The sequence below is a fragment of the Vibrio sp. KUL80 genome (assembly GCF_059725495.1).
This window is the reverse complement of sequence record NZ_AP045841.1, coordinates 237,182-253,320: the sequence shown is the minus strand read 5'-3', so window position 1 is coordinate 253,320 and position 16,139 is coordinate 237,182. Positions and strand designations below refer to the sequence as shown.

Genomic DNA, 16,139 nt, shown 5'->3' with positions numbered 1-16,139 from the left:
TCAAGCAATATCAGCGTTTCACTGACATCTGTCTTTTACCCGACACCCAAGCTCGACTAGTGTGAAGCGCTTAAAATTCTAGCGCCCTTACAAAGCAGCAGTGCAATGAAACTTAACAGCAAAACGCTCGTGCACCACAGGCCCACAAGAACATAGATAACGTCTAGCATTAAAACTGGTGGTGTCCACCAGCGACTAAACTAAGTCAATGTCAGCCAGAGACAGTAAGAGCCTGCGCAAATTAGAAAGGCTGATTACCGTACATAAAGCGTACAAAATTAATTGGTCGATATATCATGAGCATATAGATTTATTCATTTTAATACAGCAAGTTAGAACCGTTCATGTTGACTTTCGTTCGTATTGAGGCAATACTATAAGGGCAAAATTTGAGCACCCTTGTGAGTTTGACCCACAAACGAACAAGTACAATCCCTTGTGAATCTTGTACCCGCGAGGTTTACAATGAATAGAAACCGTCCATATGGACGGTTTCTATTCATTTAAGGCCAGCGCAACTCCCCGAGTTCCTTTATACACCTCCCCACAGAGCAAAATACAAACTTCACACGTAAAACCAACGATGTCAATCGGCTCTTTTCAGATTCATCACCGATGGGGACTTGGTTGCTGAAGTCGAATGAACTCAATCAAAATCTTACGATCAGATCTGGGACATTCATTTAGTTTGTTTTTTGCACCTCAATCGTTTCCATTTCAATCACCTTGATTATATCGGGTAGGGACTTACCCCCCCAACTCAACCTTCATTGAGTGAAATCTGCACGTATTTTAGATGCATACCGTCATTAATCACTGAGTACATACTAAGGCTTAAAAACGTTGCTCGTCCCTCATTTTGAACGGAAGGTAAGGCGGTATCTGGTGCTTTGCATTTTGGGGGGAGAAAAGCTTTGGTATGAAGTCAGTCAAGCAGCAGATGTGACCTGGGCACCCTGAAAGTAGGTTACGAAAACCAATTTATTGACGCTAACGACTCAATTTGATTAGTGGTAGTGGTGGCGAAGAACTAGCATAAATCGGTCGTATTTTTCTGGGCACAACCCCCTTGTTTTTTCTTAAAACACCCTAACTTTATCTTATAAATCATAATCTTAAATAAATATTTTGTCTGGGCATATTTCGTTAGAAAAACCGCCACATAGCGGCCCTTGTTAACCTAGTTTCTGCTTAACCAGCGCTTGGACTTGATCAATTAAGCTTTGGTCTACTCGGCTAGACTCAAAAGTCATGCGGCGTCCATAAGGACTCTTCTTCATGCGCGATTTCTAGCGGTGTTATCGAACCAAACAGTGGCAAACGCACTCGAGCCAAGTCACTTCAGTCCTTTATCACCAAATACTCTCCACATAAAACCCTAAAGCTAACGGGCACTCAAGGCTCAAGCCATATAGAGAAGGGCCACATGGTAGTGCCGCTTTATTTTGCGGAATATCTTTTGGATCATATAAACGATGCTGATTAACACGTAAATTGTTGCGAAGGGGTTTGCTTGGAGGATGTGTTATCGCTGAATTAGACTAAGGAGTCAAACACACGGGTCCTGTATTTCTATTTTGAGCAAACCTGGCGGCCGTATTGTTAATTCCCGTTAATAAAGACTTGCTAGAACCTTTTTACATCTCGACAGAAGTTTTCATGAGACCCGAGAGCCATCAGCTCTAAAGTGACTGTACCATCCTCGTAGCTATAACCAAGCAAAGTGAGCTGCTTGACCATTTTAAACTTATGTACACGCAGAAAGGAGAGATCGCCTTTCTTTTGCTCCCCCAAGTACGGATCTTTCATTAGCTCCCGAATAGTATCATCGAGATCTTTTTTCTGGTTCTTGTGCAGCTTTTTTACCGCTTTTTTAAAACTGGGCGTTTGGAGAACCGAGGTGATGTTAGTCAAAGCTGTATGCCTCTGACTTACCCGCTTCTTTTTCTGCTTTCGCAATAATGGCTTGCTTTACAAACTCGTAAGGCAGATCGGGGTTGTCTTCCATCATTTCACCAATCTTCGCCCAATGCTCAATCTGCTTAGGCGTAGTTCGGTTGAGTGCTTTTGCCATAATCGCTGCTTTTTCAAAAAGCTCTTGATCGATACGTACGCATACAGTTGCCATAATATAGCCTCACAAATAGATCCAACTTGCCACTACTGTAGTAAGTTGCGACAAACATTTCAAATGGGAGCACTTTTATTATGCTTAGCTAAAGCTTGCATCAGAGACTTACTCGACACCCACGCTCGACTTGTATGAAGCGCATATCGTTCGAGCTCATGCGCTGATCCCACTGCACAGCGAAACTGTTTTTCCTAAGAGGCTTTAAGGCTTTTTGTCTCTATTAAGGCAGCATCTGTACGTCTCAGGTTATATGGGGACCATTCACGTTCAGTCTCATTGAAACGATGGCTAACCGTCATCGCCCCTATATTCACGCCCGCCTCTCTGATCCAATCACACGCTCGCTTTTGTTGTGCACGAGTAAAATATCTTCATGCTAAAACTAGGTTAAGTAGTCGAATTAAAATGAAAAATTAAATTTAGAAAAACAAACTATCCTACTGAAACTGTCATCCCTGCCAAAAAACAGCTCAAGTAGAGTAATAAGGTTTCATACTACCTCAGCCTCTACAAGTGGAAGGCGTCGGTCAACCGCTGCTACCATCTTAAAAAAATGTACAACTTGCCAAATGAGTAAAAATGATATACTTTTTACTCATGATTACGTTTGAATTTGATGAAAGTAAAAGCAGGTCTAACTTTGAAAAACATGGAATTGATTTCTATACAGCTCAAGGTTTGTGGAACGACTCTGATCTCATTGAGATCCCTGCAAACACAAGCGATGAGCCTAGATATTTAGTTATCGGTATGCTCAGTGGCAAGCATTGGTCTGGTGTCATTACATATCGTGGGTTAAATATTAGGATCATTTCAGTCAGACGTTCACGCAAAGCGGAGGTCAATCTGTATGAAAGCACATGATTTTGATAATAAATTTGATAGTGACGAAGACATCTTAGGTGATCTCGATTTATCTCAAGCAAAACGTCCTATGCAAAAGCAGAAACGAGTTAATGTCGATTTTCCTGCATGGATGCTAGAGTCATTAGACCGTGAAGCGAGTCGAGTAGGCGTTACACGACAGTCGATCATAAAGATTTGGTTGGCAGAAAGGCTTGAAAATGTAGCCCATACCCACTCTTCAAGCTAAACGCCTAACTAAGAGCCAACATCAAAAGGCAGCGAGATCGAATCGTTGCCTTTTTCAGTATGAGGCTGTGTTGCTCCAGTACACCTGTGCTTGCTCGTTCCATCTCACCCTTTTCCCTATAGCATTAACTGAAGCATACAACTATCGCTTCGGACTGAACCCAAAACGATAGCCATCGTACCTGTAGTCTTGATGGGGTTTGGAGCTATTTGCTTTGCTCCTCCACCTAATAAGATCCTCTATTGGCAATCTTCTGTTAGAGACAATGTACGTAGTGCTGCTTGAGTAGCGCAAGCATGTTTCGCTTTCGCTTGTACGTCCGAGCGATGCGGCGAACTTCGGCGTGAAAGCGCGCCATCGTTTCTGGCGAATGTGCTAGCCGCTTTTCGAAAGATTGTAGATAACGGAGGGCTTGCTCGTAAGCACTATTATTGGTTTGTTCAATCGTTACACACACCACCCGAGAGTAATACATCAGAGCTGTATCTGGCTTGTCGGTGACCACTTCATTGGCAAGTTCAATCAATGCGTCGGTACTCACTTTGCGCGTATCAACCCAAGCACAGGCCGCATCCAAGCGGCGCTGCTCTATGTAGAAACGAAGTAAATCATCACTTCTAGCGGAGACATATCTCCCTTCGGGAGGCTCATAAGCGGTTTTAAACGTCTGCTCAACGTGGGTTAAAAAGGTGGGGTCATCAATATCACCTCGCATTTTTAGCTGACACAGCGCTAGGTACTCCTGGTAACTTGGTGACGCACTAAAGAGGCGCCTGGCCAGCGACCAAGCACTGTGATACTCGCCTAGCGCCTCTCTAATTTCAACTTCCTGCCTGTCGCAGCGCTCACGCTCATAATCGTGCTCGATGACATGACGCGCTTTCATCAACCAGCGCTCCGCATCCAACGCTTCATCATGACGAAGGCACAGGCGACTTAGCTCGATAAAGTGATGGCATCGCTCAGCCAGTAGGGCGTTGATCCGCACTTCTTCTTGCCAATGCCCCGCCTCTCTGGCGACGTAAATTAAGGGCGCGGCAATGCGCTCGGCACGCCAACGGACTCCTTCTGAGACCACGAGTTCATCAAGTCTCTGTTGGCAAAGGGCAAGAAAAGTCGCGTTACTCGCATAACAGGTAAAAAAGGCGTCTTCGAGATCAGGAAATACATCAAATTCAGTCTGAGTGAGATGCTCAAACAGCCAATGGGCTTTTCGGCGCTCCCCCCAGTCCAATTGTTCAAATATCACCGGCATTTTTTCACTGATGATCCGCTCTAGCTCGGATCTGGCCCCGTCAGAGTCGTCGATGTCCTCCAGCACCAAGTTCAAGCGTTCAATTACATAAAGAATCAATGACCACTGTTCTTCTGGCGAAAGCGACTCAAGCGCTGTCCAAACGACTTCCAACTGGATGTCTGCGTCGTCAAAATAGCCTTGGGATTCACCCCACCCCCACAGCGTAACCTGTGGAAGTGCGTCATCCACACGGTGAGTTAACTGAGCAAGTGTCACTGAATCTTCATCCAACTGGGCCAACGTCAACCACCGGTTCCACTGCACATCCGATTTTCTCAATCCGTCTAGGATGATCTCCGTCAGCGCTTGTGGTGATTGCTGAACAAAGTAGCGATATAGGATAGCTTTCTCATCACTGGTCTCTGGAGGTGCCACATTGGCTTGCATCGCTACCGCCACTGCATGTTTACACACTTCCTGATACTCCGCCGCTGGGCAAGTACAATAACAGATGATTGGAGTGGTTTTGATTAATTGGACTTGATAAGGAAATGTGCCCTCGACGGTCGCGAGCACATCCCCCTCTTCCACTCGCAAATGATGCACACTCTCGCTTTTTACCAGTTGGATCGCTTTAGCAAATGTCGCGCTTCCCGCCCGTTGTCGCAGCTCGTCAATATCAAATGTCAACGTCTCTTCTTCCACTCACTCGTTGTCTTTTTCTTTATACTTTTCTTTTTTACCACAATCTAAAAGTAGGTTGCATGCTTGCCTCTACATTCTCACACAGCACCTCGCGGCAAAAAGTACTTTGATGAGTATTACAAAACCAACTAATTTCGCCACAAACTTTTTCAGATCAAACCTATGATTTAAAAATAGAAAAACATAAAATTTCACGGTAAAATACTTGTGAATTAGCCTCCACTCAGTGGCTTTTTTATAGCGAAGAAACTTCACGACAAAACGCTTGTGCACCGCAGCTCCACAAGAACACAAATAACGTCTAGCATTAAAACTGGTGGTGTCCATCAGCGACTAAACCAAGTCAATGTCAGCCAGATACAGTAAGAACCTGCGCAAATTAGAAAGGCTGATTACCGTAGATAAAGCGTACAAAATCAATTGGTTTATATATAATGAGCAGATAGATTTATTCATGCCATTACAGCAACTTAGAACCGAACATGTTGACTTTTGTTCGTACTAGGGCAACACTGTAAGGGCAAAGTCAAGAGTGCCCTTGTGAAGTTTGACCCACAAACGAACAAGTACAAACCCTTGTAAACCTTTTACCCGCGAGGTTTACAATGAATAGAAACCGTCCATATGGGCGGTTTTTTCATTTAAGGCCAATGCAACTTCCTGAGTGCCTCTATACTCCTAAGGCAGCATCTGTACGTCTAAGGCTATATGGGGACCATTCACGTTCAGTTCCATTGAAACGATGGCGAGTCTGTAATTGCCCCTATATTCACGCCCGCCTCTCTGATCCAATCACGCGCTTATTTTTTCATCCTTTATGATTTGAATAAGGCATTGCTGCAAATCCATCGCTACCCAACCGTCAATGACTGCGTCTTTATCAACGGCTGAGACACTTTATGCACCAAACTACTGTCTCAAAAAAGGATCTTGCTCGTGCGAGTGGAGTTTAAATTATTGTAATTTTAGAATAAAAGGTTGATCAAAAGGATAAAAAACCGAGGGACTACCTATTGGGAGGGGGTATCAAAAAGAGTCTTGATCCAGCTATAACCCTCTCTGAAAGTAATTTTCTGTGGCTCAGTCCTAATTTAACGCTCAAGTCCCGCTGTGTACTGTGCATACAAAATATCTGCGAAATCCGCTTCGGATAATACCCCAAGTAAAAGATCTCTAACAGCATCGGCAAGTAGGGCGTTATCGATGACAATTTCAAACTCATTAAGTGACAAATATTCAAGCGCAACCATCAGCCCTGTACGTTTATTTGCATCAGGTAGGTCGTGTGCGACAGCAATGCTTGCCGCATACTTAGCTGCAATATCGAAAACATCTTCCAAACCATCATATGCGATCGCATTGTCAATCCGACCTAATGCACCTTGTAGCTTTGGTATATCTACCTCACCCTGCATACCTGGCTCTGTCGCTAATATAAACGAATTGATTTCAATCACCCGCTCGAATGGAAAACAAATGATATCCATCACATATCCGCTAGTTTAGTGAACGTCTTACGATGCGTTCGCAGCGCTAACTTGGCTTCAGAACGTACAATTTGCCGCCCCTGCATACCACTCAGGTCTAATTGCTTGGTCGCTTTGACTTTCGGTCGCTTTACTTGTGGCACCCCATAGGCCGTCAAGTCTTTGCTCATGACGTTTTCTCTCCATACAGCTTAAGTTCCTACATTATACTACTGTTTTTCCTAAGATGCTTTAAGGCTTTTTATCTCTACTAAGGCAGCATCTGTACGTCTCAGGCTATATGGGGACCATTCACGTTCAGTTCCATTGAAACGATGGTTAACCGTCATCGCCCCTATATTCACGCCCGCCTCTCTGATCCAATAACGCGTTTATGTTTAAATCCTTTATGATTGGAATAAGGCATTGCTGCAAATCCATCGCTACCCAACCGTCAATGACTGCGTCTTTATCAACGGCTGAGACACTTTATGCACCAAACCACTGTCTCAAAAAAGGATCTTGCTCGTGCGAGTTGAGTTTAAATTATTGTAATTGAGAATAAAAATGTTGATCAAAAGGATCAAAAACCGAGGGTGTCAGCCCTTAGGACGGTTTGGAACCGTAGCAAAAAACTCTAATTGAATCATAGCCTTAAAGTGAAATGCATTTCACCCTGAGACACAATAGGGGAGATTAAGGGGCTTTTGAGACGGTGCGCATCACAACCGACGGCATGCCCATGCCCCCATGCATCATTCCTGTCTATGCACTCGATACACTCCATCATTCGCCGATGCGAGACCCAGCAATGGTCTTGCCGCTGTCGATAACGAGAGGAAAAGGAATGGGTTCACGACTGTTCAAGTTATTCCAGATGAACATCCCTCCAATCAAAAGCAATCCAAAACACCGCCTTTCTGTCTGCCAATCTCAATATCGAGACCACTTTTGTTAATATGTGTGATGTCCATCAAAATTTTATGCCACGATTCCCCTTTCCACCCTTGGCGAAAAAACCACCAACGCGCTTATAATAAACACTAGATGTTGAGTAAAAACAGCAAGAACATACTATATACGGTATTTCAGTGCCCTCAATGCGGGCTCATGGCCAACAACACCGCGTGACCGATTGAGACGCAGACAGCGCAGTGTCTATTCCCACAATGAAGGAGCGTTTATGGGACGTATCGCGAACGAAAAATGTGAGAACCGATCTCGGCAAAGCGGTGGCCGCTACCCGACCATCGCCACCACTCTCACCTCATTGACTCGTATTTTTAAAGATCTCAATCGCACTCAATTAACGACCAATCAAAAAGAATCATTCTTTGTCTCCTTTATTTATCTCTGGTTTACGGGAGAGCTCGCCAGAATGAGAAAACAAGATAAGAGCGCCAAGATCTCTGACTACGACCTTCCCGACTTGTATCGACTTAGAGGTCATCAAGCCTGCGAGAGGCATGCCTTTCGAACCGTCATGCACGGTAAAACGTCATGGGTCGAATATGCCCTCGGCTACCCTACAAAAAACGGGGCGGTGTATCTGTGGCAACCGGTCCCAGCACGGTTCAACGCCTTTTTTCAACGTTTCATTTCAAAAAAAGGCTACGAACGCCCTTTTCTCAGTGAAAAGGGAAAGTCAGAGCTCAAAGCCATTATTGAAAAACGTTGGAAATACCATGGATTGCACGAACTCGAGCACGCGGTTGCGCGCAAGGATAATCTTATCAACTATTTCAATGTGTGCATTGCCAATGATAACTTGCTTTCCGCCCTACCCCGCTTTGTCCTGCTACATCAAGCCAGACATCACAAAAGCGCTCGCTTTTATCAAACCGAAAATAGCGACAGAATTCGAGCAAAGATTTTCAACGCACACAACCGCTATATTGATCGTTTGATAGAAGGGATACATGAGTTTGGATGGAAAGAAAAATTCACGTACGTCATGAAAGCAAAAAACAATCAAAACACCGAGCACCATCACTTCATTGATGCATCAATAACACTCAATATGCCCAAAGAACTGAAGCAAAATACGATTCCCCAGCTTTCTTATCATCAAGGTCATTCAAAACCCACCTCAACCGACACGCCAATCCTGATCGGAAGCCAACGAATGGCCGCCGTGCCGAACATTAAACGCCTTTTCAACACACTGCACGACGAGATAAACACGCAGTCTCCATCCATGTATGACCGTCCCGAGGCTTTCATTGCTTACTTTAATCTTTGTACCTATCACCTCGCCTTAACCTTCATTCTTTGTACCGGCGCTCGGCCCACGCATCATATTAGTATTGAGCAGGCTCGCCACTTCATGAGTAAGAAGGCCACGATCAAAGACAAAGGTCGGTATCGCGAGATCCTTATCAATGAACATCTCGCTCGGCAAATCTCTCACTACCGGCGACTTAAACGCAGACTCAAGCAGCAGGTTCCAAAAGTGAATCTCGATTTACGCCAGCACGGTACGCCGGCACTGTTGTGGCATTTGATTGACGGCAACCGGCAAGCTGTGCCAGTAAATGCGAGTCTCTTAAATCAATTTTTAGAGCATCACAACGCCCCCTTTGATGCCTATTCCTTGCGTCATGCGTTTGCGCAATACGCATTAGTCTCCATCGACGTTCGATTAACCAACTCACAATTAGATCGCCTTTTGGGGCACGCGACGATGGGGGAAGATCTCGGCAACGACAACGTGTTCCCTTTGCATAGACAGCAGCTTGTTCGCCACTTAAATGCACTGACGGTCAACTTTCAACTCAAGGACATTTGCTATGACAGAGTGCATTGATGCGAATACCATTGATGTCCACAAACGTGATGACATGACCAAAACGTCATCACACTCTTCGCTGCTGCGAACCCTCTCTCCCGAACGCATCATTGACTACGCGCTTGAAAACCATCATTTAGTGGCACGTGTCGGCAGCGTTGTGTGGGTACTTGAACACTGGCCGAACACGCAAAACCACGCAAGAGAAGTCACATTAGACACGCTTTCTCAGCTAAGAATGTGCTGGCAGCACTTCCCACTCAAGCATACTTTGCAATACCGACAAGCACTTCAATGCATCCTTGTGTATTTGCACCACCGACTTGGGTGGCAGGTTCCTGAGATCGAGAAGAAAAAACTCATTGACCATGATGCCAAGCTGTTTGTGAACATCACCGCCTACGCCCATGACGCGCACGCATTGATAGAAGCGTATGACGCCTCACTTGAGTCTTTTTATCAGAAACGTGAAGCGCTTTGCGCGGAGTGGGTGGGGCTTATCATTGCGATGGAAGTGGCGCCCTTGCCAGTGGACTATCTGCTGCAAGCCGTCAGCTCTCCAACGTGTATCGAGCAACGTGGCGCAAACACCTATTTGAAGTTAGAGCACATCAATGTCAACACGACGAAAGAGCAAACGAGACCGTTTACTCGTTACCATTTACCCCTACTCGCGTATCGCGCACTGCGTGACTATCATCAAACCTCAAAAAGCCACACAGCCCTCAATGCTCAGTCGTTCACCACCCGATTAGTCCATCTCGTCCGTACATTGCCCCGTAGCCACGACCTCACGCATCCACCGTCTGCCGCAAACGAACAGACGGCACACTTTTCACCCGCGTCTCTTCATCTATTGCTGCAAGCGGTCTGGTATTTTCGAGACGATGTGCCTCCTATGTTTCTAAAAGACATCGCCTACCCTCAACGTCACGTTGCCTTTGATAAGCACACCATCACAGCACAGGAAAAAAAGGCTGCACTCAACGATATTTATAGCCAAAATTGGGATGAACGGTGGTATGAAAAGCGAGAGAAGAGCGCATCGAAAAAGTGGCCACATCGCGCACTCGTGGATGACTACACCAAAAATAACAAGCGTCCTACTCACTACCAGATCACTCAGTGGCACATCGACAATGTCTTACCTCAGCTCGTCTGTTTGTTCGTGAAAAGCTTGATACTTGATGGTGGCGCGCGCAAAACCAACCTAGCCAAAAGCACGGTCGCCGATTATTCTTCATTGCAAACGTTGCTTCACCCCCATCCTTTGTCGTTTGAACGAGCCCACGATCACCTTGCGCTGATGCATTGGGCGCACGACGTGTATGACGGATTAGCCACCTTCAGTGCGCAGCAAAAAGTGATGCGTTTTTTTAAGTTCTTGAGCACCCAAGATCTCACCGATCATATCGACCTAAGCGAGCTTCAAAGCCCGACATCCGAGGTCAATGTGGACGCCAACTGCATCTCGATAGAGGAATTACATGAGATCGTCGACGCATTGCTATCAGATAGGCGAGGTCATTTCTTTCAACGATTATTTTGCGCCGTCGCCGCCATATTAAGTTACTTTGCGACACTGCGCCGAGGAGAGATCACCCGCCTTCGCATCAAAGACATCTACACCTGCGAGCACGATGGTCGGTCTTTCACTTTGCACATCACCAATACCGCCGAGGGCAACACAAAGAGCAAGCATCAGCGCTGGGTTCGTATTTATTTGCCCGAAGAGTTTGCCACTCTGGTGCGGATGTGCATTCAAATCAAGCCGCGCATTTCAGAGCGTAACGGTCTCAATAATCGCTCCTCACAGACGCCACTGATAGGCTTTGAGAATGAACGTCCTTCTTCGAGGCAGTTGCATTACCTCTTACCGGTCACGCGCGCGATCAAAGCGGTGGCAGGCTCTGAGGCACGATTCCATCACTTAAGACATTCGGGCGCGTTTCTCTCCTTGATACAAGGCTTGCATTTGGCCTTTGGCTACAATGGATCTTGCTCAAATTTACCGATATCACTTCAAAAGCTTGTCAGCAAAAAGGCGCTCAATCATCGGTTTCAGCACTGGCTAGAAAGGCAACCCTTTATTGACATGAACGACAGCTTACTTTTTGATGAGCTTGCAAGAGAGATAGGTCATGTGTCGTTCGATACGACTCGAAAACACTACATACACGGTATCGAGTGGTTGTATCCGTTCTATCGTCAACATGGTCATCAAGAGCGCGAGCGATGCTACTCCCGTCATGAACTGCGCTATCTGCTGGGCTTAAAACAAGGCTCTAACGATTTGTCTCGCCACATCGCTAAAATGAGTGGCCATTACCGAGCCTTGAGCGTGAAAGAGCGCAAAACGGCCGAGGTGTACTTATCTGAGCAGACCCTACGACATTGGCTGTTTTTAAAGCGCGCCGAAAAAGACCGTTTACCCACACACCCTGTTGTCGAGACAAAGTACAAGCACCTCAGCACGCTCCTCTCAGAGCTCGTCGATAAAGAGCTTACCGCGGGTCAGCCGGAGAGTTCCTCCTTTCCTGTCATACAAAAAAGTGTTCTTAAAAGTCTCTTTGCCAAGCAATTTAACGAAGATAAAAAGACGCTCATGTTCTCTGATCTCAGCACGATTTGGCATCACTCTAACAAACACAAACATCAAGACGTCGACAAGAAATGGATACAATCACTGAAAGCCATAGACACGATGAAGTGGGTCGACGATGGCGAGCGCGCCATCATTCGAGTTGGCATGGCATGCAATCAAAACCGTGCTAAGGATTTTCGCATTGCGTTCAAATGCCCGCAGTGGGGCTTTCTTCAGACCGCATTTCATTTAATGCACAATCGAAAAACAAACCCAGAGAGAAAAAAACAGCTCATTGAACGCGATTTTGCAGACCCACGCGACGACATTATCGTGAAGAGACTCAAAGGAGAGGGCCCTTCTTGCTTTTACATTGATGTCACACTCAAACCCAACGTCTACTTGGCCATGGGTACCTTTCGACACCTTTATGAGTTTATTCACTATTACCAGAGCACGACGAGAGCCTAATGTGACCAGATCGCACATATCAGGATTGATCATTTCACCTAAGAAGGATTCGCTATGATACAAAAAACCGCACTTCACATACCGAGTAACCGGTTACCCCTGCTGGCACAGATAAAAGACCGTATCCAAAAGAAAAGCGATGACTTTGCGGTCAGTTTCTTATTCCACTTCGATGACAACCGCTGTGAGATCATTGGTGGATGTGAACCGAACTACTCTTCTGCCTCCGTTGAACTGAACAGTGAGATTCAGACGCACCGGAAGCTGAGCGACTTTTCGTTGCCCGGTGATGTTTTCATTAACTGGTACCATTGTGCGCAAGCCTTGCAAAGCATTACCAACGACCCATTCATCACACTCCCCATTCACTACAACGCAAAAGCCATGACCTCCCACATCATTATCTTTGATACCAAAGCGGTGTCACTCCCTTTGGACTCGCGGACTCAAGATATCCATGCCCGCAATGCCGCCATATTGCGCCACGCGTGCCAACGAGATATTACAACCCAACCCGCGCTCGAGCGCCATGTCCAGTTTGTCAGCAATGACCGCCATCGACACTATCAGGAAGTCACTGTGGCAACCTGCCATACGTTGCTTGAGGAAGCGAAACCGCACATTCCACTGCAAATGATTGAGTTCGATCCGAGTGTGAATAAGTTGAAAATCATGCGAGATAATAAAATTGAAACCATAACGGCTCAGATGCCGATCAAACTTGACCACCGCTTTGTAAGTACGGAAGAAGGGTTGATATTGCTCGGTCGGGCTATTGGCAACACCGCCGATCGCAGCGTTGCTCTGGTGCAAGAAAACGATAACCTCTTTATCAAAACCTCGGAGCAATGTTCCCTCATCTCGCTCACGATGATCAATGAATTCAGAGAATTAGTCGAGGCAACAACCGATGTCATTGAAGTCTTTACCATTGATTTTGTTCCATTCAAGACCGAGGTTGAGGCTCTTCGTGGTTACGATGATATTCGAGCCTACGACATGGCCATGTTCGTGTTAACTAAAGCGCAATCCTACATCACGTCCATCATCGAGGAAGGAAATCATATCAAGCCGATTCAAGTCTCGAGCTTGTCTCTTGATGCGAATGAGCAATGCGTTGTGCAGTTTCACCTCAAAGCGTTTGTTGACTTGAAAGTGCGAGATATCACAACCATGAAACAGACGAAAGTCAGCCTCTATAAAGACAACTCAGGCGAGCATTTCCTTGGGTTCTATAAAGATTCAAAAGACAAAACACCGGCGCAATCGCTCCCTATTGTGCTGATTGACGACAAAAAAAACCTTAAAAAAATCGAGCAATTGATTGCTGATTATCAGGAAAATAGGCTGGATGACTCATCCATTTCCGCGCCAAAAGAGCAAAACCTTGAACTCGATTTGGAAAGTATGTTCTGAATGTGAGCGCTTCTTGGTGAGGCTATGTTCCTTTGCGCTTTCTCATTGTCACTGACCAATTGCTGCTGACCAACTGCCACTGAACAAAGGACCCAAAGAAAATGGCAAGATGAGACAGATAATACTGGACATTAATCCAGTATAAAACTAAGGTGATAGATGAAACTTTATACAGTTTTTGAAGTGATAGCTTGATAAGTGAGTATAAAGTGAACAAGCAGTTGGGGCAGAGTGGCGGCAACCACCCTACCCCGTACCGGCTGCGACGATGTTTAACGAGACCCAGCCGATGGCGCCATTCTAGCGAACTTCATCGGTAAGGGACAGATCTATTCCACGCCAACGTAACGGCAGGGGAGATGGATCGCTTTTTTGATGGAGGCCATCATGGCTCATATTCGCATCCGCCCGAATGGGCGACTTCAGTTCGATCTGCATATTTTTGGCGTGCGCTTTCGTGAAGGTACAAAAATGCTCGCCACCCCCAAAAACCTTCGCGCGGCCCAGGTGCAGCTGAAACAAATGAACGCTGAGATGGATTTGGGCACGTTTCAATACCGAGACTACTTCCCCGACAGTAAAAAAGTTGCCAAATTTGAAGCGCTGCATCGCGAGCGCTGTCCTGACTATCACTACCCGTTTTTTTCTAACTACGCCAATGAATGGTTTGAGCGCAACAAAGCGAAATGGAAGCCGAGCTATCAAGCCACCGTTCGCAATACGCTTGATCGCTACTTAATTGCCGAGTTTGGCGATATGCTCATCGTTGATATCAAGCTTTCTCACGTGGAGTATTTTCGCCACGATTTGAAAGACTGCTGTGGACGGGACGGAAAAACGCCGCTAACGAACAAGCGCATTAACCACATATTATGGCCTATGATCGCCATTATGAGTTTAGGCGCTGAAGAGTATCAGTTTGCTTACCCATTTCGCCGCTACAAAGCGCTCAAAGAAGAGCGGGCGGAATCGAGCCCCATGACCATTGAAGAAGTGCGTACGTTTTTAGACGCTGTCGACCCACTCTGGCACGACTATTTCTTAGTGCGGTTTTGGACTGGGCTTCGAAGCTGTGAAATCCACGGCTTGTACTGGGAGCACATCGATTTTGACCATCGTTTGATACGTATCCGGCAAAACTATGTCAATGGTGAGATAGGGGAAGTAAAAACGCCAAAATCAAGGCGAGAGCTAAGAATGAGTGAGGCTGTGTATGACGCGCTGAGACGTCAACAACAGCGGTCTGAGGGTAATAATCGCGCGTTTGTGTTTCCCCACCCAAATGGCGGTGGACTGGATACGCATTATGTCAGCGAAAAGCTGTGGTACCCCACGCTTTGCAAGGCGGGCCTTAAAAAACGCCGTCCCTATGAGACGCGTCATACTGCGGCCGTGTTGCACATCGCCGCGCACGAAAATCCGTTGTATATCTCCCACATGCTTGGACACAGCAACACCAAATTGCTCTTTGAGGTGTACGCACCTTATGTGGCGAATGCGTCGCGCCAAGATGGCCGCGCTTTCGATGCATTAATGGGAGGTGAGGTATGACTATCCCAACTTTTTTTGGCTCAGATGCGCTGTACCGCACCCAGCACGATTCCCAATCGCTTCGTGCTTTTGCTCTGGGCGCTCAGCATCCCAACCTCAATACACTGCTTCAAGCTACGCCCGATGCGCTAAACACGCTTGCCGGTCAATCGCAGCTTGAAGCAGTGGCCCAGTATTATTGGCAGCGCGTGTCCTGTCACAGCGCCCTGAAAGACACCATTGGACGACACGCCGCCGCGCTTTTGGGCTCGCGCAACCTCACGTTTGAAGACATCGCGCTTCATCTTGCGCACCCCGAGCTCCCTTTACTCAAATATTACGGTGCGATAGTGAACACCACGCAGGACAGAGGGCAACTTTGGCGACGCCATCTCATTTATTGCCGCAGTTTGTCTTTGGCTCTGCATGAATATTCGCGCTCACCTGACGCGCAGCTTTGCTACAGTGCCAGCTCGATCTTGGCCACAACTTTTGAGAAAAAAGCATGCGTCTGCTTTCAATACAAAGCGGCCGCACACTGCTTTCATATGGGGTCTTGGCGTTACTTTTTGCTCCCCATGCCATGGGAGTGATTGGAGCTTCAATTGCTGAGGTTTACTAATGGTAACGATACGAGAGCATTGTGGTGGCTTGATCATAATCCACCACTTTGTCCATTTTACGAACGTATGGTTTGCCTCAGGTGGGTCAATTTTAA

At 46.3% G+C, this 16,139-nt stretch carries 12 protein-coding genes and 1 pseudogene; 8 read left to right on the top strand and 5 right to left on the bottom strand.

Annotated elements, in window-relative coordinates; all coding sequences use genetic code 11:
* Positions 1-1,300 precede the first annotated feature (1,300 nt).
* Positions 1,301-1,486: pseudogene (locus tag AC6I8U_RS01160) on the top strand (AAA family ATPase); the annotation flags it as partial.
* Between the two features lie 140 nt (positions 1,487-1,626).
* On the opposite strand, the gene AC6I8U_RS01155 reads toward AC6I8U_RS01160, so the two are convergent.
* Together AC6I8U_RS01155 and AC6I8U_RS01150 are read right to left on the bottom strand one after the other, a co-directional pair.
* The gene (locus AC6I8U_RS01155; RefSeq protein WP_498017524.1) at positions 1,627-1,914 is read right to left on the bottom strand and encodes a type II toxin-antitoxin system RelE/ParE family toxin; all 288 of its coding nucleotides are present in this window, start codon (positions 1,912-1,914) and stop codon (positions 1,627-1,629) included.
* Positions 1,907-2,128, bottom strand: a complete 222-nt coding sequence (locus tag AC6I8U_RS01150; protein WP_498017523.1) for a TA system antitoxin ParD family protein — start codon at positions 2,126-2,128, stop codon at positions 1,907-1,909. Before AC6I8U_RS01150 ends, AC6I8U_RS01155 begins: the two co-directional genes overlap by 8 nt.
* 600 nt (positions 2,129-2,728) lie before the next feature.
* On the opposite strand from AC6I8U_RS01150, the gene AC6I8U_RS01145 reads away from it, so the two are divergent.
* Positions 2,729-2,995, top strand: a complete 267-nt coding sequence (locus AC6I8U_RS01145; RefSeq protein WP_498018296.1) for a BrnT family toxin — start codon at positions 2,729-2,731, stop codon at positions 2,993-2,995.
* Positions 2,982-3,224 (top strand): type II toxin-antitoxin system BrnA family antitoxin, encoded by a 243-nt coding sequence (gene brnA / locus AC6I8U_RS01140; RefSeq protein WP_498017522.1) that lies wholly within the window; start codon positions 2,982-2,984, stop codon positions 3,222-3,224. The genes AC6I8U_RS01145 and brnA overlap by 14 nt, the downstream gene beginning before the upstream one ends.
* 256 nt (positions 3,225-3,480) lie before the next feature.
* Here the strand turns inward: brnA and AC6I8U_RS01135 are convergent, their stop codons facing one another.
* The 3 genes from AC6I8U_RS01135 to AC6I8U_RS01125 form a co-directional block, all read right to left on the bottom strand.
* Positions 3,481-5,151, bottom strand: a complete 1,671-nt coding sequence (locus tag AC6I8U_RS01135; protein ID WP_498017521.1) for an SWIM zinc finger family protein — start codon at positions 5,149-5,151, stop codon at positions 3,481-3,483.
* A gap of 1,106 nt (positions 5,152-6,257) precedes the next feature.
* On the bottom strand, positions 6,258-6,653 hold the full coding sequence (locus AC6I8U_RS01130) for a type II toxin-antitoxin system death-on-curing family toxin (RefSeq protein WP_498017520.1): 396 nt from the start codon (positions 6,651-6,653) through the stop codon (positions 6,258-6,260).
* Positions 6,653-6,823 carry an acetyltransferase gene (locus AC6I8U_RS01125; RefSeq protein WP_213970557.1) on the bottom strand — a complete coding sequence of 57 codons (171 nt, stop codon included), beginning with the start codon at positions 6,821-6,823 and terminating at the stop codon, positions 6,653-6,655. Before AC6I8U_RS01125 ends, AC6I8U_RS01130 begins: the two co-directional genes overlap by 1 nt.
* Before the next feature lie 992 nt (positions 6,824-7,815).
* Here AC6I8U_RS01125 and AC6I8U_RS01120 point away from each other — a divergent pair.
* The 5 genes from AC6I8U_RS01120 (at position 7,816) to AC6I8U_RS01100 (ending at position 16,014) form a co-directional block, all read left to right on the top strand.
* On the top strand, positions 7,816-9,438 hold the full coding sequence (locus AC6I8U_RS01120; RefSeq protein WP_498017519.1) for a hypothetical protein: 1,623 nt from the start codon (positions 7,816-7,818) through the stop codon (positions 9,436-9,438).
* Positions 9,422-12,475 (top strand): hypothetical protein, encoded by a 3,054-nt coding sequence (locus AC6I8U_RS01115; protein WP_498017518.1) that lies wholly within the window; start codon positions 9,422-9,424, stop codon positions 12,473-12,475. Before AC6I8U_RS01120 ends, AC6I8U_RS01115 begins: the two co-directional genes overlap by 17 nt.
* Before the next feature lie 54 nt (positions 12,476-12,529).
* On the top strand, positions 12,530-13,891 hold the full coding sequence (locus AC6I8U_RS01110; protein WP_498017517.1) for a hypothetical protein: 1,362 nt from the start codon (positions 12,530-12,532) through the stop codon (positions 13,889-13,891).
* 387 nt (positions 13,892-14,278) lie between these two features.
* Positions 14,279-15,442 carry an Arm DNA-binding domain-containing protein gene (locus AC6I8U_RS01105; RefSeq protein ID WP_498017516.1) on the top strand — a complete coding sequence of 388 codons (1,164 nt, stop codon included), beginning with the start codon at positions 14,279-14,281 and terminating at the stop codon, positions 15,440-15,442.
* Positions 15,439-16,014, top strand: coding sequence for a hypothetical protein (locus tag AC6I8U_RS01100; RefSeq protein WP_498017515.1), 576 nt, complete (start codon positions 15,439-15,441; stop codon positions 16,012-16,014). Before AC6I8U_RS01105 ends, AC6I8U_RS01100 begins: the two co-directional genes overlap by 4 nt.
* The last annotated feature ends 125 nt before the right edge of the window (positions 16,015-16,139 follow it).

What these genes read in the sequence shown, in the direction of transcription:
- AC6I8U_RS01125 (WP_213970557.1), bottom strand. Translation starts at nt 6,823, where the DNA reads ATGAGCAAAGACTTGACGGCCTATGGGGTGCCACAAGTAAAGCGACCG.
- AC6I8U_RS01120 (WP_498017519.1), top strand. Translation starts at nt 7,816, where the DNA reads ATGGGACGTATCGCGAACGAAAAATGTGAGAACCGATCTCGGCAAAGC.
- AC6I8U_RS01110 (WP_498017517.1), top strand. Translation starts at nt 12,530, where the DNA reads ATGATACAAAAAACCGCACTTCACATACCGAGTAACCGGTTACCCCTG.
- AC6I8U_RS01150 (WP_498017523.1), bottom strand. Translation starts at nt 2,128, where the DNA reads ATGGCAACTGTATGCGTACGTATCGATCAAGAGCTTTTTGAAAAAGCA.
- AC6I8U_RS01130 (WP_498017520.1), bottom strand. Translation starts at nt 6,653, where the DNA reads ATGGATATCATTTGTTTTCCATTCGAGCGGGTGATTGAAATCAATTCG.
- AC6I8U_RS01145 (WP_498018296.1), top strand. Translation starts at nt 2,729, where the DNA reads ATGATTACGTTTGAATTTGATGAAAGTAAAAGCAGGTCTAACTTTGAA.
- AC6I8U_RS01115 (WP_498017518.1), top strand. Translation starts at nt 9,422, where the DNA reads ATGACAGAGTGCATTGATGCGAATACCATTGATGTCCACAAACGTGAT.
- AC6I8U_RS01100 (WP_498017515.1), top strand. Translation starts at nt 15,439, where the DNA reads ATGACTATCCCAACTTTTTTTGGCTCAGATGCGCTGTACCGCACCCAG.
- brnA (WP_498017522.1), top strand. Translation starts at nt 2,982, where the DNA reads ATGAAAGCACATGATTTTGATAATAAATTTGATAGTGACGAAGACATC.
- AC6I8U_RS01105 (WP_498017516.1), top strand. Translation starts at nt 14,279, where the DNA reads ATGGCTCATATTCGCATCCGCCCGAATGGGCGACTTCAGTTCGATCTG.